Source organism: Pradoshia sp. (genome assembly GCF_051873915.1).
In the GTDB taxonomy this organism is placed as follows: Bacteria; Bacillota; Bacilli; order Bacillales; family Pradoshiaceae; genus Pradoshia.
In genome coordinates this window covers 1,715-21,583 of record NZ_JBJEFJ010000009.1, presented here as the reverse complement: position 1 = coordinate 21,583, position 19,869 = coordinate 1,715, and the positions used below count along the sequence as shown (strand labels likewise).

19 protein-coding genes and 1 riboswitch are annotated in these 19,869 nt (G+C 41.7%); of the genes, 10 read left to right on the top strand and 9 right to left on the bottom strand.

Features of this window, described 5'->3' with window-relative positions; genetic code table 11:
• Positions 1–130: 130 nt before the first annotated feature.
• Positions 131–331, bottom strand: a riboswitch (cobalamin riboswitch).
• A gap of 20 nt (positions 332–351) precedes the next feature.
• The gene (locus tag ACI35L_RS00690) at positions 352–675 is read right to left on the bottom strand and encodes a DUF6509 family protein (RefSeq protein ID WP_049669721.1); all 324 of its coding nucleotides are present in this window, start codon (positions 673–675) and stop codon (positions 352–354) included.
• A 153-nt stretch (positions 676–828) separates the two neighbouring features.
• Between ACI35L_RS00690 and ACI35L_RS00685 the strand changes: the two genes are divergently transcribed.
• A complete protein-coding gene (locus tag ACI35L_RS00685; RefSeq protein ID WP_049669720.1) occupies positions 829–1,515 on the top strand; it encodes a polysaccharide deacetylase family protein in 687 nt (228 codons plus the stop codon).
• A 58-nt stretch (positions 1,516–1,573) separates the two neighbouring features.
• On the opposite strand, the gene ACI35L_RS00680 is transcribed toward ACI35L_RS00685, so the two are convergent.
• The 5 genes from ACI35L_RS00680 to ACI35L_RS00660 form a co-directional block, all read right to left on the bottom strand.
• Entirely contained in the window at positions 1,574–1,906 is a 333-nt protein-coding gene (locus tag ACI35L_RS00680) for an antibiotic biosynthesis monooxygenase family protein (RefSeq protein WP_049669719.1), read from the bottom strand.
• A 69-nt stretch (positions 1,907–1,975) separates the two neighbouring features.
• Positions 1,976–3,010, bottom strand: a complete 1,035-nt coding sequence (locus tag ACI35L_RS00675) for a siderophore ABC transporter substrate-binding protein (RefSeq protein WP_049669718.1) — start codon at positions 3,008–3,010, stop codon at positions 1,976–1,978.
• 150 nt (positions 3,011–3,160) lie between these two features.
• Positions 3,161–3,925: an iron ABC transporter ATP-binding protein gene (locus ACI35L_RS00670; RefSeq protein WP_049669717.1), complete on the bottom strand. Its 765-nt coding sequence runs from the start codon at positions 3,923–3,925 to the stop codon at positions 3,161–3,163.
• Positions 3,925–4,878 (bottom strand): iron chelate uptake ABC transporter family permease subunit, encoded by a 954-nt coding sequence (locus ACI35L_RS00665; protein ID WP_049669716.1) that lies wholly within the window; start codon positions 4,876–4,878, stop codon positions 3,925–3,927. Before ACI35L_RS00665 ends, ACI35L_RS00670 begins: the two co-directional genes overlap by 1 nt.
• On the bottom strand, positions 4,865–5,821 hold the full coding sequence (locus tag ACI35L_RS00660) for an ABC transporter permease (RefSeq protein WP_049672757.1): 957 nt from the start codon (positions 5,819–5,821) through the stop codon (positions 4,865–4,867). Before ACI35L_RS00660 ends, ACI35L_RS00665 begins: the two co-directional genes overlap by 14 nt.
• Positions 5,822–6,184: 363 nt before the next feature.
• Between ACI35L_RS00660 and ACI35L_RS00655 the strand changes: the two genes are divergently transcribed.
• Together ACI35L_RS00655 and ACI35L_RS00650 are read left to right on the top strand one after the other, a co-directional pair.
• On the top strand, positions 6,185–7,249 hold the full coding sequence (locus ACI35L_RS00655; protein ID WP_049669715.1) for a YeeE/YedE family protein: 1,065 nt from the start codon (positions 6,185–6,187) through the stop codon (positions 7,247–7,249).
• A 19-nt stretch (positions 7,250–7,268) separates the two neighbouring features.
• Positions 7,269–7,496 (top strand): sulfurtransferase TusA family protein, encoded by a 228-nt coding sequence (locus ACI35L_RS00650; protein ID WP_049669714.1) that lies wholly within the window; start codon positions 7,269–7,271, stop codon positions 7,494–7,496.
• Between the two features lie 45 nt (positions 7,497–7,541).
• On the opposite strand, the gene ACI35L_RS00645 is transcribed toward ACI35L_RS00650, so the two are convergent.
• A complete protein-coding gene (locus tag ACI35L_RS00645) occupies positions 7,542–8,978 on the bottom strand; it encodes an NAD-dependent succinate-semialdehyde dehydrogenase (protein ID WP_439802007.1) in 1,437 nt (478 codons plus the stop codon).
• 137 nt (positions 8,979–9,115) lie between these two features.
• On the opposite strand from ACI35L_RS00645, the gene ACI35L_RS00640 reads away from it, so the two are divergent.
• The 7 genes from ACI35L_RS00640 to ACI35L_RS00610 all read left to right on the top strand — a co-directional run bounded on the left by ACI35L_RS00640 (position 9,116) and on the right by ACI35L_RS00610 (position 17,911).
• A complete protein-coding gene (locus tag ACI35L_RS00640) occupies positions 9,116–11,209 on the top strand; it encodes a peptidoglycan D,D-transpeptidase FtsI family protein (RefSeq protein WP_439802006.1) in 2,094 nt (697 codons plus the stop codon).
• A gap of 167 nt (positions 11,210–11,376) precedes the next feature.
• The gene (locus ACI35L_RS00635) at positions 11,377–11,724 is read left to right on the top strand and encodes a hypothetical protein (RefSeq protein WP_439802005.1); all 348 of its coding nucleotides are present in this window, start codon (positions 11,377–11,379) and stop codon (positions 11,722–11,724) included.
• Positions 11,725–11,875: 151 nt separating this feature from the next.
• Positions 11,876–13,327, top strand: coding sequence for a hypothetical protein (locus tag ACI35L_RS00630; RefSeq protein WP_439802004.1), 1,452 nt, complete (start codon positions 11,876–11,878; stop codon positions 13,325–13,327).
• Between the two features lie 110 nt (positions 13,328–13,437).
• Positions 13,438–14,880: a spore germination protein gene (locus ACI35L_RS00625; RefSeq protein ID WP_049669709.1), complete on the top strand. Its 1,443-nt coding sequence runs from the start codon at positions 13,438–13,440 to the stop codon at positions 14,878–14,880.
• A 9-nt stretch (positions 14,881–14,889) separates the two neighbouring features.
• Positions 14,890–15,978 carry a GerAB/ArcD/ProY family transporter gene (locus tag ACI35L_RS00620; RefSeq protein ID WP_439802003.1) on the top strand — a complete coding sequence of 363 codons (1,089 nt, stop codon included), beginning with the start codon at positions 14,890–14,892 and terminating at the stop codon, positions 15,976–15,978.
• Between the two features lie 12 nt (positions 15,979–15,990).
• Positions 15,991–17,118 carry a Ger(x)C family spore germination protein gene (locus ACI35L_RS00615; RefSeq protein WP_439802002.1) on the top strand — a complete coding sequence of 376 codons (1,128 nt, stop codon included), beginning with the start codon at positions 15,991–15,993 and terminating at the stop codon, positions 17,116–17,118.
• A 22-nt stretch (positions 17,119–17,140) separates the two neighbouring features.
• On the top strand, positions 17,141–17,911 hold the full coding sequence (locus ACI35L_RS00610) for a potassium channel family protein (protein ID WP_439802001.1): 771 nt from the start codon (positions 17,141–17,143) through the stop codon (positions 17,909–17,911).
• Here ACI35L_RS00610 and ACI35L_RS00605 read toward each other — a convergent pair.
• Together ACI35L_RS00605 and ACI35L_RS00600 are read right to left on the bottom strand one after the other, a co-directional pair.
• The gene (locus tag ACI35L_RS00605; protein WP_439802000.1) at positions 17,908–18,273 is read right to left on the bottom strand and encodes a YugN family protein; all 366 of its coding nucleotides are present in this window, start codon (positions 18,271–18,273) and stop codon (positions 17,908–17,910) included. The two genes, ACI35L_RS00610 and ACI35L_RS00605, sit on opposite strands and share 4 nt — an antisense overlap.
• A 146-nt stretch (positions 18,274–18,419) precedes the next feature.
• Entirely contained in the window at positions 18,420–19,772 is a 1,353-nt protein-coding gene (locus tag ACI35L_RS00600) for a glucose-6-phosphate isomerase (protein ID WP_049669704.1), read from the bottom strand.
• Between the last annotated feature and the right edge of the window lie 97 nt (positions 19,773–19,869).

The window sequence follows — 19,869 nt, the reverse complement described above, 5'->3', positions numbered from 1 at the left end:
GTCTTACTGACCGTTAGTGCGGGATCAAATCTTCAGCCACATAAAAAGCCTTAGCTTCAATACGAAGCTAAGGCGGCATTCCAGTAATAGAAGCATAGAATCAGTCGCCCTATTCTTCCCACCGAAAAATAGAATTCAAGTACATAGAGCAGGTTTCCTGGCTTACGCTTATCTTGTTTAACCTGATTCCGCCTTCCCGTATTCAATAATGAACCAGTGGCATGAGTGAATCAGTTTATATGCGTTTACAGTAGCGGGGGCTGCACCGGACTTGCACCGGTTTCCCTATTATCCTTGTTTTCATCAAGGCACTCTATTACGGATTATATGGTTGTATCTCTAATCATATCCTCAATTGGATAAATTCTCAATAGCCGAATCATCCTCTTCTGCATCATAATGCTCTCGGCAAAAAGTAAGGACAGCTGTCTCTTCGTCTTCTTCTAATTCAAAGTCGAGCACATTTTTCGTTTCATTTTCAATGAATTCATATTTGCTGATTCGTTCCTTCTCTTCATCCTTTAAGAAAATAACGCGCAGCATAACACCGTTCTCGCTATATAATTCATCTTCCTCTGGAACATCGAGCTCAAGAAAGAATTCATACCGTTCGCCGGTTAGAATTCCAAATGGATCGTCCAATCTCTCCACTGTATAGCTTTCAATCTTTAACATTCAATCAAACCTTTCATCCATAACTATTTCATATTATACATATTTGTTCGACATTTTAACCACTTTTTGTTTCTATGCACGAATCATTTCTGCATATTCTTCAGGCATTTTCCCTAAACTATTCGAGAAACCCTGATGACTTAGGAGAACAAAATGCGAAAATTAATTGTACTTCCTTTATTAGCTCTTCTTCTGCTTCCAAATGAAGCTCTTGCCAAAACAGCCTATTTAAGCTTTGATGACGGCCCATCCAATATCACTGAACCAATCATGGACATCCTTGATATCCATGATGTGAAGGCAACTTTCTTCGTTACCGGTACGAAAGAAAAATCACACCATTATTTATACAAGAAAATGGTAAAACGTGGTCATGCTCTTGGACTTCATTCCTATTCGCACAAGTATTCATCTATTTACCGGTCAAAGGCATCTTTCTATGCGGATATTGAACGGCTGGAGGAATTCTTGAAGAAAGAAGTCGGTTCCTCTCCAAATATATTACGCTTTCCCGGCGGTTCCAATAATTACATCAACCGGCAATATGCCGGTACTAATTTGATGCCAATTCTTAAGGAGGAAGGCAAGAAACGCGGTTATGTATTTTTTGATTGGAATTGTGATGCAAATGATGCGATTAACCCACCGGTTCCCGAAAAGAAAATTACAGCTGGGATTATGAATTCAATCAATGGGAAAGAAAATTTATATATCCTGCTCCATGATTTCAATGGGAATACAACCGTTGTAGATGGACTGCCTGAAATTATCCGCCGTTTGAAGCATAAAGGCTACACATTTAAGGTGATGGATGAGACAACACCTCCTCTTGAGTTTTAAAGACGAACAAAAAGCCCATCTCACATTTTATTAGGGATGGGCTTTTTGTTCACTCGTCTTATTCAACGACCAGGTATTTTCCGTGCTCCATATTGATAACATAATCAGGCTTTGGCGGCTTTCCGCCATGCTCCTTGATTTTCGCCTTATGGCCTGCGATATGCTCAGGGCTCTTCTCCCAGGCCTTCCATGCTTCCTCTGATTCCCATCGAACCAGCATAACCACTTCCTCTTCCCCGCGTGCCGCTTTCTTCACTAACAGCTCACGCCCGATGAATCCTTCACGCTGTTCCACTAAGGATGGTCCTTGTCCAGGCTTTTTCTTAAAGCGCTCAAGTATCTTGTCTGCATTTCCTTCTGTCACTGTCCACTTACGGATTTGTACAAACATGATTCTCACTCCTGTCCCATTTAGTTAAAAAGAGCATGTCCCTTTGAGACATGCTCCATATTAATGAAATTATTTAAGCTCATTTAAGATTTCATCAAGTTTATCTGCTTCTGTTGTTACACCATTGCTTGAGAAGTACCAGTTAACACCGTCAAGATAGACGATTTTTCCTTCTTTATAAGCACGTGTTTTTTTGATGATATCATTTTCAATATCTTTTTTGATTGTCTCTACATCAGAAGCTGTACGGTCAATGATGAGCAACACCTCTGGGTCAACGGAAAGGACAGATTCATAAGAGAAATCGGAACCATGTGATGAAGCATCGATTTCAGTTGTTGCCGGCTTAAATCCAAAGTCATTATAAACATAAGCGAAGCGAGAATCTTTACCGTTGTCGAATCCGGAGATTTTCTTGTCATTGTACATAGCCACTAGTGCATTTTCATAGCCTGCTGCTTTTTCTTTCACAGCATCCACTTTTTCTTGCAGATTTGCTTTTAATTCCTCTGCTTTATCTTTCTTATCAAAGATTTTAGCTGCTAGATCAACTGTTTCGTATACAGCCTCTATGTAATTCTCATTGTCAGAGCCAATGAAAACAACATTTGGCGTAATTTCTTTAAGCTCTTCATAGTACGGTGTTTGACGGCCTGAGATGAAAATAACATCCGGCTCTGCTGCTGCTACTGCTTCAAATTCGATTTGTTTCAATGTACCAACATCAGCTACATCATCATTTACATACTTTTCTTTCAAGTGATCCGGCATATTTCCTTTACCACCGCCGGCAGCAACCCCTACGATTCCTTCAACCCCTAAAGCATCAAGTGTATCTAAGAAACCATAGTCAAGCGCTACAATACGCTCAGGCATTTTATCTAAAGTGACATCTTCAAATGTCGTCGTTTTTCCGCTTTCTTCATCTTCACGTGAATCTGATAATGAAGGCACAGTCATCGGGAATGCTGAGTTAGACTCATTTCCTTCTGTTTGTGAAGCTTTCTCAGAGGAATCTCCTCCTGTTGACTCTTCACTTGTGTTACATGCAGACAACATTAATGTTAGTGTTGCAAGCGCTGCTAAAAACTTCCACTTCTTCATCCTGTATTTCCCCCTAAACAGAATCTTTAATTGAAAATGATTATCATTTTCATTTACATTTATCATTCTAAACTGAACTTTCAAAATCTGTCAACTCTTTTTACCAGCATTTCTAGATTTTTTCGTTTAGATGATAAAAGAGGGAAAGCCTTAATGCGAATTAAAGTAGACACAAATGCGGCAACCGTTTTGCTCCTGCACTGGGATATGCATATCATAGACATCCCGCAAAGCATCTGGATTAATGATTTCATGTGCAGGGCCATCCTTGATCAGACGGCCATCCTTCAATGCAACAATACGATCAGAGTAGACAGAAGCAAAGTTAATGTCATGCAAGACGATGACAACGGTCTTTCCAAGTTCATCAACCAGCTTGCGAAGGATTTTCATAATCTGGACAGAGTGCTTCATATCAAGGTTATTTAAAGGTTCATCAAGCAGGATATATTCTGTATCCTGTGCAATGACCATGGAAATAAAGGCCCGCTGTTTTTGACCGCCTGATAATTCATCAAGGAATTTATCTTGCATGTCTACTAAATTCATATACTCCAATGCTTGGTCAACTAATCTTTCATCCTCTTTTGTCAGTCGCCCCTTTGAATATGGGTAGCGGCCGAAGGATACAAGCTCCCGCACAGTCAAGCGGATGTTCAAATGGTTCGATTGCTTTAGAATAGCCACACGTTTAGCAAAGGCATCAGACTTCATTTTTTTCACATCTGCCTGATCTAGAAATACTTCACCTGTATCCGCATCTAAGAGCCGGCTGACCATGGACAATAAAGTTGATTTCCCTGCTCCATTTGGTCCGATAAACGAAGTAATCTTCCTAGGATGTATTTTTAATGTCACATTTTCAACAACCGGTTTCTTTCCAAAACTCTTAGAAAGCTCTTTAATTTCGATCATTATGCTTTCCTACTTTCCTTCAGTAATAAGTAAATAAAGTAAATACCACCGACAAAGTTAATGACGACACTAATGGTTGTACTGAGTTCAAATACATGCTGTACGAGAAACTGCCCGCCGACAAGCGCGATAATACTGATTAAGCTCGCACCAGCAATTAAAACGGAATGCTTGTAGGTGGCTAAGTATTGATAGGCTAAATTAGCTACGATTAATCCTAAAAAGGTAACAGGTCCAACTAAAGCCGTAGATGTGGCAATAAGGATAGACGATAAGACCAATACCTTCAAAACAATTCTATCGTAGTTAACGCCAAGATTGATGGCATTATCTCGGCCTAAGGATACGACATCGAGATCTTTGAGCAGACGATAACCGTAGAGGAAGGCTGCACCTAAGATAACGATTGCCATGAGCAGCAGCTCAGTCTTCACATTCATGAAGCTGGCAAACAAGCGGGCTTGCAGGCTTTCATACTCAACAGGGTCGATAATGACCTGCATGAATGTCACAAGACTGCCAAGGAGTGTCCCTATAATCATCCCAGCCAATAATAAAAGATAAATAGGATATTTATCCGCCCGGAACAGAAAACGATAGAGAATCAGGGCAAAAATCACCATAGCGGCAATGGATAACCCAAAATTCAAGTAACGGCTTACAACAAAAATCGATGCTGAGCCTGCCGTGAAGTAAATGATTGTCTGGACGACCTCATACATCGAATCTACACCCATGACAGATGGAGTCAATAACCGATTATGGGTAACAGTTTGGAAAATTACCGTTGCGTAAGCGATTGCCGTTCCGGTAATCACCATCGCAATGAGGCGCTCCACACGTCTAGGAAAGGCATAGCTGAAGCTTCCTTGAATATTATAAAAGGCAAAGAGTCCCATACATATTAGGGCAATAACAGCCAGCAGCAATAATTTTGTGCTATTTTTTCGCATATGCTTTCCCCCTAAACAACATAATCAAGAAGATCGCACTGCCAATGACTGCAACTGTTGTATTGACCGGTATTTCATATGGATGAACAATCAGCCGGCTGATAATGTCGCAGGCCAGCAAGAATGCTGCCCCCATGAAGATCGTATGGGGAATAGTCTTGCGTAAATTATCCCCCAGGTATAAAGAAACAAGGTTCGGCACGATTAAACCTAAGAAAGGAATCATACCGACAGTTAACACAACGGTCGTTGAAATAACTGCCACGATAACCAGCCCGATATTCAGGACTGTGCGATAGCTTAATCCTAAATTCCTCGCAAAATCCTCTCCCATGCCGGCAACCGTAAATTTATTCGCAAAAATATAAGCAATTATAATCGCCGGTACTGCTACATATAGCAATTCATAGCGTCCCGAAACAATCAATGTGAAGCTTCCTAAGAAAAACGTATCAACATTCTGGAGCACATCTGCTTCATAGCCCAAAAATGTTGAGATGGCACCAATGATATTTCCATACATGATCCCAATAAGCGGAACGAAAATGACATCCTTGAATTTAATCCTTTCAAGTAATTGCATGAAAATAAACGTCCCGATTAGAGCAAACGCAAAACTAAAGAGAATTTGTCCCATATAAGACATACTTGGGATAAAAATCATGGAAACAATGACTCCCAGTTTTGCTGCGTCAAGCGTTCCCGCTGTTGTAGGGGAAACAAACTTATTTCGGCTTAAGCTTTGCATGATTAAGCCGGCAATCCCCATTCCTGCACCTGCTAAAAGTATGGCCATCAACCGTGGCAATCGGCTCATGAGGAAGATTTGTGTCTCATCAGACTCCCAATCAAGCAGATCAGTTGGTTTAATATCAATGGCCCCTATAAATAGCGAAATAAAGGTGAGGATAACAGTAGCTGTTATTAACATCCATAATCTCATTTGGCATCCCCACAAAAATAATTTCTCAATTACCGATTGAAAACGATTATCATTATTGAGTTCGCTTTCATTATAAACAACGAATTTAGCAAAATCAACCACTTGGTGATTATCATTATCAATGAAATTGGCAAGCAGCCAAAAAAGAAATCCTAGAATAGGAGAACGATAGGTACCATTATATGAGGTTAGGCTATGGTACACCTTAATTTCCATCCCCACTTTTCTTCTTTATCTATAAATAAGAAAATAGTATTTAGAAATTAATGGGTCTTTAGATTCATTTTGAGGTTAATTCATAGTAATCTTATAAGTTTTATAATACTATAACTACAAATTACTATTACATTTTGGAGGGACATCATGATACAAATAATTAGTTTTGGCCTTATTGTTGGTTTACTGCTTGGCTTTGTATTGCAAAGAGGCCGCTTTTGCGTCGTTGGTGCATACCGGGATTTACTTCTCGCTCGAGACGGTCATATGTTTCTCGCAACCATGATTGTCATCGCCATTCAAGCTGTTGGTGTGTATGCTCTTGCCGCGGCCGGTGTTATTACGATACAAGCGGATGCATTCCCATGGCTCGGTACAATTGTCGGCGGTTTTATCTTCGGCATTGGTATGGTCCTTGCCGGCGGATGCGCCACTGGAACATGGTACAGAGCAGGGGAAGGCTTGATTGGAAGCTGGGTTGCCCTATTCATGTATGCTCTTAGTGCAGCCATGACCAAATTCGGAATTTTAGCTGCCGTCGGAGGTGATGTTTTATCCTACAGAACAAGCGACACCTATATACATGAAACATTCGGTCTTTCTCCATGGGTTCTCGTTATAGCCTTTGGCCTTCTGATCACAGCTCTTGTCATACGCAGCCTGAGAAAACCAAAGCTTCCGACCTTTAGCATGAAACCGAAAAAGACTGGTCTTGCGCATATCTTATTTGAGAAACGCTGGCATCCATTCGTCACTGCAGGCCTTGTAGGCTTAATTGCCATTCTTGCATGGCCCTTAAGTGAAGCAACTGGCCGTATGGCGGGTCTTGGCATCACTACACCTACTGCACAGCTGCTCACTTTCTTCGTCAACGGAGACACTTCTCTCTTAAACTGGGGTGTATTCCTCGTTCTAGGAATCGGGATTGGCTCCTATATCGCTGCTCGCGGCAGCGGAGAATTCAAATGGAGATTGCCTGATAAGAAGACTCTTGGCTTTAACACTTCAGGCGGTCTGATGATGGGATTCGGTGCTTCACTTGCAGGTGGATGCACAATCGGAAATGGCTTAGTTAACACAGCCCTTTTCACATGGCAAGGCTGGGTTGCAGTTGTCTTTTTCCTTCTTGGAACATGGACAGCAACCTACTTCACGATTATTCGCAAACAAAAGAAACAACAGGCTAGCTCTGGAGCAATTTCAGCAGCCTAATTAAAAGGAGGAAACACAAATGGCAAAAGTACTTGAAACAAACGGAATGGTGTGCCCCTTTCCTTTAGAAGAAGCAAAAGCAGCGATGACCGAATTAACGGCTGGTGAAGAATTAATTATTAATTTTGACTGCACGCAGGCAACCGAAAGCATTCCCCGCTGGGCAGCGAAAGAAGGTCATACGGTTACGAACTTCGAACAAACCGGCAATGCCGAATGGCAAATCGTATTGAAAAAAGGAAATTAAGTCAAAAGGCTGCCTGAACATATTCAGGCAGCCTTTTTCAATCTCTCAATTTAATCCTAAAGAAATATATTTCACCTCAAGGAATTCATCAATTCCATGATGGCTTCCTTCCCGTCCAAGTCCGCTTTGCTTAAATCCGCCAAACGGAGCCTGTGCAACAGAAGGCAGGCCATCATTTACACCGACAATCCCATATTCTAAATTCTCAGCAATATAGATGGCTTCACTGATCTTATCTGAATATACATAGGCTGCAAGACCAAACGGGGTATTATTGGCTCTTTCTACGGCTTCCTCCACATTCTCAAATGGAGCAATTGGCGCAATGGGACCAAATGTCTCCTCCTGCATACATTGCATATCATCAGTCGCCCCTGAGATGACTGCCGGTGTAAGATAGTACCCGTTAGAATCGGAAAGAACCTGTCCCCCTGTCAAGACTTCGCCGCCTTTTTCCTGGGCATCCCGCAAATGTGCCATAGCTTTATCAATGGCCTCTTGATTAATGAGCGGTCCGATTTCCACGCCTGTCTCTAGTCCGTTTCCTATCTTAAGGCTGCTCACCTTCTCGGTATATCGCTTCACAAATTCCTCGTACACACCTTTTTGAACCAAAATTCGATTCGCACACACACAGGTTTGGCCTGCATTCCGAAACTTTGATGCAATTGCCCCCTCTACCGCTTTATTTATGTCGGCGTGATTAGTGATAATAAACGGTGCATGTCCGCCAAGCTCAAGCGAAATTTTCTTCACCGTATCAGCGGCTCCTCTCATTAAGAGCTTCCCAACCTCGGTTGAACCGGTGAATGTGAGCTTTCGTACACGCTCATCCTTTTGCCAAGCCTCTGTGATTCGTTTGGCGTCGCCTGTCACAATATTCAATACACCTGCAGGAACTCCTGCCCGGCAAGCGAGCTCTGCCAGCTTCAATGCCGTGAATGGCGTTTCCTCAGAAGGTTTCAGGACAACCGTACACCCGGCTGCTAGAGCAGGTCCCACCTTCCTCGTAATCATCGCTGCTGGGAAATTCCATGGGGTAATCGCAGCGACCACTCCAACCGGCTGCTTATGCACAAAGAGTCTTTTATTCGGGTGGGAGGCCGGAATGGTTTCGCCGTAAATCCGTTTTCCTTCCTCTGCAAACCAGGTAATAAAGCTGTTTGCATAGGCAATCTCCCCCTTTGCCTCTGCCAGCGGCTTGCCCTGTTCAATGGTCATCGTTTCAGCCAAATAATCTGTATGCTCCTCAACCAGGCGTGCCCATTCAAGCAAAATGCTCGAGCGCTCATGCGCTGTTCGTTTTGACCATTCCTTACCGGCTTCAAATGCCGCATTCACAGCCTTTTCTGCCTCATTTTCATTTCCATTGGGGACCGTACCAATTACCTCTTGTGTTGCTGGGTTAAATACGTCAATTTTCTCCTCTTTATCAACCCATTCTCCTGCAATATACATCTTATCTGGAAATAGGTTTGCCATGTCATCCGCTCCATTCTTATATGATTTCTTCTATAAGAGCTATTTTACTTTCTAAATGTTCTTTTTGTGGTATTATCACTCATTATCCCTTAAACTGGAATTGATGACAATTTTTAAAATCTATAGGGGGCGTTGACTTGAATAATCCTAGGAAGAGGAAGAAGAAAAAGAGAAAGCCTTCTCTCGCATTCAGAACAAATATTCTTCTCTTCACGGTATTTCTCTTATTTACTGCTTTAATTCTACGATTAGGCATTTTGCAAATTGTCCACGGCGATACGTATAAAAAAGAAGTCGAAAAGACAGAGGACATTACCGTTAATAAACCGGTGCCACGCGGACTTATTTATGACCGTAATTATCATCTGATTGTCGATAATGAAGGCATTAATGCCATCACCTATACACGAAGTAAGACAGTCAAGACAACTGAAATGATTGAGGTGGCTGAAAAGCTGTCCAAGTTCATTTCCATTAATGACGAAGATATGAAAGCCGTCAAGGAACGAGATATGAAGGATTTCTGGATCTTGCTTCATCCAGAGGAAGCAAAGAAAAAGATTACGAAAGCAGAATATCAAAAGGAAAGTGATGGAGAATTAGAAAGTAAGGACCTCTATAAATTACAGCTCGACCGCATCACTGAGAAAGAGCTTGCCTCCTTCTCTAAACAGGACTTAAAGACTTTAGCCATCTTCCGTAAGTTTAACAGCGGCACCTACTTGACCCCTGAGATTGTGAAGAATAAAGGGGTTACAGATAAAGAAATGGCACTTGTCAGCGAAAACCTGGATGAGCTGCCCGGAGTAGACACCTATGTTGACTGGAACCGGAAATATCCATTCGATTCAACCCTTAAATCCATCTTAGGTCGGACATCCTCCGCTAATACCGGACTGCCGAAGGAAAAGGTCGAATACTACACATCCAGAGGCTATAGCCTGAACGAACGAATCGGTTTATCTAATCTTGAGCTCTATTATGAAGACATCCTCCATGGTCAGAAGGGAAAATTTAAAACTACTCTAGACAAGGCTGGGAATATTATTGGAACGGAAAGCTTAACTGAAGGCCAACGCGGGAAAGACCTTGCACTGACCATTGATATCAACTTCCAGAAAAAAGTTGAAACCATCATTGAAAATGAGCTGAAAGCCAATAAAGGCTCAGGCAACACCAAGTTCTTGGACCGAGCCTTTGTCGTTGCCATGGATCCAAATACCGGTGAAATACTCGCCTTAGCTGGCAAGCGCTATTCCTATGATGAAGAGCAGCGGAAGTACGTGATGAACGATTTTGCCCAAGGGACTTACACAACTGCCTATGCGATGGGCTCATCTGTCAAGGGGGCAACCATCTTGACTGGCTATCAGGAAGGCGTTATCTCTCCTGGAACCGTTCAGTACGATGCACCCATTAAGCTGAAAGATACCAATGCCAAAAAATCGTATACCAATATGGGGCCTATCAATGATTTGACAGCCTTGAAACGCTCATCAAACGTCTATATGTTCAAAACAGCGATAGCCATCGGCGGTACTCAGTATACACGCCCCGAGCAAACGATGAATGTGACAGACGAATCCTTTGATATCATGCGTAATCGCTATGCCGAATTTGGCCTTGGGAAGCAAACTGGCATAGATCTTCCCGGAGAGCAAATTGGCTATAAAGGAAGCATCAGGCATGCAGGGTTACTCATGGACTTTTCCATCGGCCAATATGACACATACACACCCTTGCAGCTCGCTCAATATGTCTCCACCATCGCCAATGGCGGTTATCGAATGGAGCCGCATATCGTGAAGAAAATGCATGAACCAGTCATGAAGAAAGGAGAAATTGGACCTGTCTTTAAAGAAATTGCACCAAAATCACTGAATAAGCTGTCCATGAAGGATGAATGGATTAAACGGGTTCAGGAGGGGTTCCGTCAGGTGACGCAAGACACTGGAGGGACAGCCGCTAGTTTCTTTGCAAACAGGCCATATAAACCTGCTGGAAAGACCGGTACTGCCCAAGCATTCTATGACGGCCCTAATTGGGTTCCGGGGACAGTACAGCCGGACACCTGGAACTTAACCTTTGTCTCTTACGCTCCATACGATAATCCTGAGATTGCCATCAGCGTAGTTGTTCCATGGGCTTATCAGTCCAGTGATAACCAAATGAACAAGAAGATTGCCCAAAAGGTATATGACGCATATTTCAATTTCAAGGGTGGACAATAATAATTGGCCGACTGCCGTACAATCGGAGTCGGCCTCTTTTTTATGATGAAGGCACAAGACTAGCATTTTATCTTCAATAGCGCCTATCTTCCTTAGGCTAAGCTCCTTCTTCCTGCAGTCTGCATATACTGCATTTGACTGAGATAGTTAAGGAGTGAAACACACGAATGCCAAATGGAATGCAAGCACAACCACAATTATATGGAAATCTCCCATCTGGATTTGGACAGCAGCATGGCTCTTACGGATATGGACACCATCCACACTATGGAGGATATGGGGGTTATGGAGGCTTCGGCGGAGGCTATCCTGGAATGTTCCCACCCCCTCCTCCACGTCCGCCGTTACAGCCTGGTACCCCATACGGCGGAGGATACGGTAATTTTTATGGGTTACCGCTGGGAGGCTGGAGCGGTCAATATGCTGGTCAATTCGGCGGTCCATTCGCCTCGCCTGGCTATGGGTTTGGTACACCGTTAACCCCAACTCCGCGCGATTCATATACAACGTATTGACGACAAAAGCTGCCGGATTACCGGCAGCTTTTTAGTTCTCTAAAGCGGCGAAATATTACATTTATTTGTAATGTTTGATTCTTTTGGTTAACCCTCTTTCTTTTTCGGGTAGTTAATAAGGATTATTCCTTTAAAGGGGTTCGATGTTCACATGGAAGAAATTGAGTTAACGGAAAAGAACGTGAACCATGCCATTTTTCAGTTTTTGTTTCCATTCTCGATTTTGGAAGGAAAAGAGGATGATACTGCCAACAAACTAAAAGAGAATGGGTATGAATGGTTCAGACTTGATAAGCTGGAGAAAGAAGATGATTATTATGGTCAATATGAAATTGATCATGAGGATTTAGAGAATTATTATTTACCTTTTACAAACCGCATTTTATTTCCGAAAGAGGAAGACGGAAAAGGTTTTCAGCGTTACACTAAGGCTCTTGGATTAAAAAGCCATTTTAAAGCCCCCTCCTATACAGCAGATTTTGTCATCCACTCCGTTGACGTATTTGTTTGTCCTTACCAAATTGGTATTTTGAACGTACGAGTAGATCTGTTAAATAAGAATGAACTTACTTATTCACAAATCCTTGATTTCGGAGCAAAGTTCAGGGTGATGGAAGAGAAAAATTCCTTCACCAGCGTTATATGTGAGGGGCAGTCGTTTGATCATGTTCAAGATTATATATTTGAATGTGTTATCCCTGATATTAAAGAATATATGAGCTATAAATCCGAGAAGAGTGCCTATTTTGAATCATTTCCTTTCTTCGAGGATAATCGTCTATATGTACAGGCATTGATTAGTCTAGAAGGCGACATTACGGAAGAAGATGTATACCGACTTGGCAATTTAGATGGCTTCTTTCAGGACAAGCCTTATATCAGTGCACATAACAAAGAATTTATTCATTCTTTTATCGAGGAAAAGGCCTATATGAGATGGGCGCCATATACGTATATCCTGCCTGAGTCGAGCGGCTTCTTTACTTTGACAAAGCAAACGGGAAGGGAATTTTCAAGGATTGCCAACAGCTTTTACGGTCAGTTTTACTACGGATTGATCTTGACCCTCTTCCATAAGATTGTCTTGCTGAAGCTTGAAAATAATTACTCAGAAATCCGCATTGAGCAGGACACGAAGAAGGTAGAGAAGCTGATTCATGCCATCAATGCCTTCTCCTCCAATTATTTTTTCTTTGAATTGGCGACACACTCAGAGGGACGGGATATATTCGTCAAGCTGCGAGAGCGGTTCCGGGTAGAACTCCTGTACGAGGATACCCGCAATACATTAGAGAGCTTATACCAATACCAAGATAATTTCACTTCGAAGCAAAGCAGCTCCTTGCTGCAAATTCTCACCCTATATTCCGTCATTACCGGAATATTCGGAATGAATCTAATGGTTGATAGCCTTAACAAGGATGTTAATTGGACCAAGACCATTGGTACCCTGAGCTTCTATGAATACATCGCACTTTTTGTCATCGTATCAGGGGTTGGCATATCTGTATTTCTTTCTCTCCGTTATATTGCCATCTGGTATTTAGACAAACAGGAGCGGAAAAAATGGCGGAAGCAAATTGAATATCCGAATACGAAATAATTGTCTAAACGGGGCAGCCGCATGATAAATGGCTGGCTCGTTTCTTCTTGTATATTTTTCTTTATGCGGCAAATACTAATCTCCATTAATGGCGATAAGTGGTGATTTAAATGAATTTCAGGAAAAAAACGGACTCTAAAGATTCCAACCAGAAACTCGAAGAACAGATCTCAGGACAAATTTCTGGCCATATTGAAGACAATGAGAATTACTTGAAGAAATTCTTCTCTAATACGGGTGACCTTATATTCCGCAAGTTTTCGGCATTTGACGTCTCCTATTGTGCTGTGTACTTAAAAACCATTAGCGATAAGTCGCTGCTTGAGGAATTTATCATCAAGCCCTTGCTTGCTGACAAGGGATTATCTCCTCTTGATTTACCTGTTCCTGCCTTGAACTCCTATTATACATGGGAAGACGTCAAGAACAATTTAATAAATGGAAATATGATTTTGTTTAAAGAAGGCAGCCAAACGGCTTATACAATAGACGCTGCAAAGTTTGCCACAAGAAGTGTGGCAGAACCATCTTCTGAACAATCCATTATCGGAACACATGAGGGATTTGTCGAAAGCTACGAGGTCAATATTGGTCTCATTCGAAAGTATTTGCGAACCGATCAATTTGTCATGAAGGACCTCGTAATCGGAGATAAGATACAAAAAAGGGTCGGCATTGGCTACTTAGGAAATCAAGTAGACCCAGAAGTAGTGAAAAAGGTTGAAGAACGGATTAAGAATCTAAAGTTTGAAGGAGCTGTAATAACCGGACAACTGAAGGAGCAACTTCAAGATCAGAAACGCTCACCGTTTCCGCAAGTTCTAAATACAGAACGTCCTGTTACCGTTGCGGAGCATCTTTCAACAGGTGCAATCCTAGTCCTCATAGATGGAGTGAGCACGATCTACCTCATGCCGGCAAGCTTTTTTGCCTTTTATCATGCGCCTGATGATGCTCAAAGCAGCTTTTATATTGCGTCTTTTCATCAATGCTTACGTTTATTTAGCTTGTTATTGACGATAACGCTGGCACCTTTTTATATTTGCGTCGTTGCATTTGATGCCGAAATCATTCCTGTAACACTTATTGCGAATGTAAAAGGGTCTCTGCAAATTATCCCCTTTAGCCCGCTAATTGAAGCGTTAATTATGCAAATAACACTTGAACTACTTAATGAAGCCACCATCAGACTTCCTAAATCTGTTTCACCTACAATTGGTGTAGTCGGCGCGTTAGTGATTGGTACAGCCATTGTGCAGGCGAATCTTGTATCCAATACCATGCTAATTGTCTTGGCCTTGACCGGTATTTCCTCTTTTGTTACGCCTAATCAGGAGATGGCAGTTGTCATAAGGTTATTCATCTATCCTTTATTGTTTCTTTCGAACATGTTTGGTCTTGTCGGATTAGCATTTGGCTTAACCTTTATCGTCTTCCATCTCTGTTCACTGAGTTCATTCGGTCAGCCTTATCTGGCTCCGCTGGTTCCATTTAAGTTTTCTAAAAAGATCAAAAAGATCGGCGCAAAAGTATTTAAAACAAAGGAGGGATAATAGATTCCTATGTCTACTACGACTAAGCCGCTATCTTTGACTCAGCTATACTTCGTCATTATCCAAATCCTAATTGGCATCATCATATTTACGATTCCATTTTATGTCAGTTATGAAGCATCACATAACGGATGGATATCTGGGGTCATTCTGCTGGTAGCCTTCCAGCTCCTTGCTCTTATCATCATTGCGCTTCACAGAAACTTCCCTGACAAAAACTTGTACCAAATTGCAGAAATTGTCTTAGGGAAAACGGCCGGAAAAATTCTATCCATCCTTTTATCCATTTACTCATTTATATCTGCAGGATATATTTGCATCTATTTTGGCTATTTGTCTAAAGAGTGGACATTAGCCATAACACCCTATCCCGTCACTTATCTACTATTATTGTTGCCTGCTTATTATATAGCAGCAGGTAAATTGGTTGCCTTCGCCAGATTTTGCTGTATTGCTTTTCTTTTAATATTTATATTGGTTTTTGTCATTTGCTTTGGAATCGAAAATATGGATTTTACTTATTTATTGCCGATTGGAGATGTACCTCTCCACAAAATAATGAAGGGGGCCCTTCATATCGGCCCTATATACAGTGCAATCAACTGTATTTTACTTTACCTTCCTAAGGTAGATGGTAGCCTTAAGGCTAAGGGGAGGGTTGTCTTTTATTCCATACTGACTGTATCCCTTATATACGTTTTTATCATTATAACGAGCCTTGCCTTGTTTGGAAGCCGTCCCTTAGATATTGTTGTAATGCCACTCTTGCATCTTTTAAAGTCGATAACCTTGTTCGGCGTGCTTGAAAGATTAGATTTATTGATTATGTGCTTTTGGCTTATCCCAACGGCAACATCATTCGTCGTTCATATGCATATGTGTTTGACAGGGTTTATACAAGCATTTCATCCTAAAAAGGAGTCGAGGCTTCTCCTGATCTTTTTCATCTTGAATTTTATCGCATGCCTCTGCTTCCCTTTATCCCAATTCAATGTACATCGAACAGGGTCATTGATGCTTCCTGTCACGTACCTGTTCATGTTCGGCACGACCCCCCTGCTCTTAATCGTTGCTAAAATACGGAAAATCAAACAATAGTAGGTGATGTCCTTGAAGCTAGTAAAAGTATTATGCATTTGCTCCCTTTTGAGTTTAACAGCAGGCTGCTGGGATCAAAACTTCCTAAAGAAGCAAAGCATAGCCTTCGGCGTTGGATACGATATAGCGGAAAAACCTAAGGAGGGTATTCATTCCATCTCAATCATCCGAACAATGAAGCCAGTTGGCGGCGGCGGTCAGACCGAGCCATTCAATAATGCCTATCAAGTTACCGGTGAAACACCGCTTCAAATACGCGATGAGATGAATAGAATTACTCCTGGCACCTATTCAACTAATAAACTTCGGGTCTTGGCCATTGGTGAGGAATTGGCTAAGAAGGATCTTTATCCACTCCTTGATATATACTTTCGTGAAGCACGTAGTAATATAAATACGAAGATTATCGTAACGGAAGGTAAAGCAGTCGATTTTCTGGATGGAGAATATATTCAAGGGAATCTAATAACTGAAGTTTTGAATGATTTAATTATCAGCGGAGAGAAGGAATCCCATATTCCCAAGTTAACAATAGGCACCTTAATGCCAATTATGTTCTGCCCGGGTCAGGATATGATTCTTCCATACCTCAGTATAGATAAAGGAAAGGATAAGAATTTAAAATTAAAGGGTGTAGTTCTTTTCAACAAACGGAAGTATACGGGAAAATATTTAACGAATGCGCCTGCCTCCTTATTGCTTTTAATGAAGAATAAAGGAGGTAAAACAGCACAATTCACCATAAATGACAGCAAGTCTGCAAAAGCAATCAACAAAAAAATTACGATTGCGGTCAGAAGATCAAAAGCAAAAACCACATTAAAATGGGAGTCTGGAAAACCCATTTATCATGTTGACTTAACACTAAAGGTGTCCGTTTCTGAATATACAAAAGGTCTGCTTACTGATAAAGAACGAAAAAAACTTACCAAGCTCATTTCAAAAAGCATGACCAAAAAGGCCGAAGAGATAACCAAAACGTTACAAGAGGCGAATTGCGATGCATTGGGCTTGGGTCATAAAATGATGATTCAAGATCCCGAAAAATTTAAAGGCTATAATTGGGATGAAGATTTCAAGGATATTACGATTATTCCTAAAGTGAAGATTGACATCGTCAGTAAAGGAGTTCTGTATTGAGGGGTAAAAGGAGCTGAATGAAATGAATTCTGTCCAAAATATTTTCGGCAAGCTGCATTTAGTCGTACGGCTGCTCATTACCGTTCTCGCTTTAACCATTGTATTTGGATGGGTCATGCACATCATTGAACCAGAAACCTTCCATACCATTAAAAGCGGTATATGGTGGGCGGTGCAGACGATGTCAACTGTCGGCTACGGTGATATCGTCCCGGCCACCATCCCCGGCAAATTCATCGCTCTCTTTGTGATTCTTGCCGGTGGAGGGTTTGTTGCTTACTTTTTCGCTTCGATGTCGTCTCATATCATCAAACGGCAGACAGCCTTTCATCTTGGAACCGGTGTATATAAAGGCGACAGCCATATCATTTTTGTCGGGTGGAATGAACGGACAAAGAAAATGATACAAACACTTGAAGCCCAAACTCTCACACCTTTAGTTGTGGTTGATGAGTCAGCCGTCGAGCACCCTCTTCCTCATAGCAATGTATTCTTTATTCGCGGGGATAGCACGACCGAGCAGGTTTGGCTGAACACCAATAGCCGGAAGGCGATGATGGTCATCATCACTGCCGATCCATCAAAAAATGAACAGGATTCTGACTTGCGTGTCATTTCCTCTCTGTTAGCCTTAAAGGGACAAACCCCTGCGCCCCATTGCATTTGTGAGATTCTTACACCCTTTCAGATTCAAAATGCAAAACGTGCCGGGGCTGATGAGATAATTGCAACGAACGACCTGATTGGGGATGCCTTTCTCCAGCTTATCACGAAACAAACAGACGATGATTAAGATCCAAGCAATGCCTCTTCTGCCTGCTCAATCACCTCTAAACCCCAATTCACACAATGCGCCGGAATGCCAGCTCTCCGGCCTTTTTCATCTTTATGTATCCCTATGCGGTCCTCCAGTGTTAACAAATAGGGATTTCCAATCCGAATGATGCCATTCTTATCCTCGATGGATCCTCTGCAAGTATAGAATGGAATCCGTAAATAGCTCGCTTTATAAGAACCCTCCAACAGATAATCAAAATACCCTTGCTCATAATCCCAACTCCCTCCAACTAAGAAGCCTTGTGAGGCAAGCTTTCTTCGTGCGTGCAAATAGGTAACAACCGTATTCTTTAAGCGTGACGGAAGAACAATCATCATTATTTCCCTCCATAGCAGAGTATGTTTGTATTCATATCCTCTTCTATATGGAGAAAGGTATGTATGGTAATAATATGGCCTCTTATTTAATTAGAAGCAAAAAAGCCTGCATCCTCCTTGTACGGGGAATGCAGGCTTTTTGTTCATTAAGATTGGAGTCGTTTTTCGAGTTCAGCTTTCTTCTCTTCAAAGCCTTTTTTGCCTAATAAAGCAAACATGTTCACTTTATAAGCTTCTACACCAGGCTGGTCGAATGGATTTACACCCATTAAGTAACAGCTCATGGCACATGCTTTCTCGAAGAAATACACTAAATAGCCGAATGTGTATTCATCCAAAGCTGGAATGCTGACAACAAGGTTCGGCACCCCGCCGTCCGTGTGAGCAAGCAATGTTCCTTCAAATGCTTTATTATTGACGAAATCAACTGTTTGACCTGCCAAATAATTTAGATTATCTAAGTCATTCTCCGCTTCTTCAAGAACTAATTCATGGCGAGGAGATTCAACTTTAATAACAGTCTCAAAGATATCACGGCGTCCTTCTTGCACGTATTGACCTAATGAGTGAAGGTCAGTAGAGAAGTTCGCAGAAGATGGATAGACACCTTTTTGGTCTTTCCCTTCACTTTCGCCGAATAATTGCTTCCACCATTCAGAGAAATATTGTAAGGATGGCTCATAGTTAATAAGCATTTCAATTGTTTTCCCTTTGCGATAGAGAAGATTGCGGACCGCTGCATATTGGTAAGCCTCATTGTTTTCAAGCTCAGATTCAGAGTAATCCTTTTCTGCTTGCTGTGCGCCCTTCATGATTGTGTCAATATCTGCACCGCTTGCAGCGATTGGAAGCAATCCTACTGCTGTAAGTACAGAATATCTGCCGCCGACATCATCAGGAATAACGAATGTCTCGAAGCCTTCCTCGTCTGCTACCGTTTTTAATGCACCGCGTGCTTTGTCTGTTGTTGCATAAATACGTTTCTTCGCTTCTTCTTTCCCGTATTTTTCCTCCAATACTTTACGGAAGATGCGGAAAGCGATAGCTGGTTCAGTTGTTGTACCAGATTTAGAAATGACATTGATGGAGAAATCTTTGCCCTCGAGCAAATCCATAATATCTCTCATGTATGTAGAGCTAATGTTGTTTCCTGCAAAAATAATTTGAGGAGCGTTGCGTTTTTCTTTCGGAAGCAGGTTATAGAAGCTGTGTTGAAGCATTTCAATCGCTGCTCTTGCCCCGAGATAGGACCCGCCGATTCCGATGACTAAAAGAATGTCAGAATCATTTTTGATTTTCTCAGCCGCTTTTTTGATGCGTGAGAACTCTTCTTTATCATAATCAGAAGGAAGGGAAAGCCAACCAATATAATCGTTGCCGGCACCGGTCTTCTCATGGATGGTATGATGTAATTGTTTCACCGTATCTTTCAAGTAAGATACTTCATGTTCTTGAAAAAAAGATAATGCCTTGGAATAATCAAATTTGATATGAGTCATTGCTAGGCCTCCATTTAATTTACTCATAAAATACTTTACAGAATCCATTTCTGATAATCAAGTTAGGGAGATACCAAAAAAGGAAGATAACGTTTTC

Coding starts and splice junctions, on each gene's coding strand:
- ACI35L_RS00690 (WP_049669721.1), bottom strand. CDS start 675: ATGTTAAAGATTGAAAGCTATACAGTGGAGAGATTGGACGATCCATTT.
- ACI35L_RS00685 (WP_049669720.1), top strand. CDS start 829: ATGCGAAAATTAATTGTACTTCCTTTATTAGCTCTTCTTCTGCTTCCA.
- ACI35L_RS00680 (WP_049669719.1), bottom strand. CDS start 1,906: ATGTTTGTACAAATCCGTAAGTGGACAGTGACAGAAGGAAATGCAGAC.
- ACI35L_RS00675 (WP_049669718.1), bottom strand. CDS start 3,010: ATGAAGAAGTGGAAGTTTTTAGCAGCGCTTGCAACACTAACATTAATG.
- ACI35L_RS00670 (WP_049669717.1), bottom strand. CDS start 3,925: ATGATCGAAATTAAAGAGCTTTCTAAGAGTTTTGGAAAGAAACCGGTT.
- ACI35L_RS00665 (WP_049669716.1), bottom strand. CDS start 4,878: ATGCGAAAAAATAGCACAAAATTATTGCTGCTGGCTGTTATTGCCCTA.
- ACI35L_RS00660 (WP_049672757.1), bottom strand. CDS start 5,821: ATGAGATTATGGATGTTAATAACAGCTACTGTTATCCTCACCTTTATT.
- ACI35L_RS00655 (WP_049669715.1), top strand. CDS start 6,185: ATGATACAAATAATTAGTTTTGGCCTTATTGTTGGTTTACTGCTTGGC.
- ACI35L_RS00650 (WP_049669714.1), top strand. CDS start 7,269: ATGGCAAAAGTACTTGAAACAAACGGAATGGTGTGCCCCTTTCCTTTA.
- ACI35L_RS00645 (WP_439802007.1), bottom strand. CDS start 8,978: ATGGCAAACCTATTTCCAGATAAGATGTATATTGCAGGAGAATGGGTT.
- ACI35L_RS00635 (WP_439802005.1), top strand. CDS start 11,377: ATGCCAAATGGAATGCAAGCACAACCACAATTATATGGAAATCTCCCA.
- ACI35L_RS00630 (WP_439802004.1), top strand. CDS start 11,876: ATGGAAGAAATTGAGTTAACGGAAAAGAACGTGAACCATGCCATTTTT.
- ACI35L_RS00625 (WP_049669709.1), top strand. CDS start 13,438: ATGAATTTCAGGAAAAAAACGGACTCTAAAGATTCCAACCAGAAACTC.
- ACI35L_RS00620 (WP_439802003.1), top strand. CDS start 14,890: ATGTCTACTACGACTAAGCCGCTATCTTTGACTCAGCTATACTTCGTC.
- ACI35L_RS00610 (WP_439802001.1), top strand. CDS start 17,141: ATGAATTCTGTCCAAAATATTTTCGGCAAGCTGCATTTAGTCGTACGG.
- ACI35L_RS00605 (WP_439802000.1), bottom strand. CDS start 18,273: ATGATGATTGTTCTTCCGTCACGCTTAAAGAATACGGTTGTTACCTAT.
- ACI35L_RS00600 (WP_049669704.1), bottom strand. CDS start 19,772: ATGACTCATATCAAATTTGATTATTCCAAGGCATTATCTTTTTTTCAA.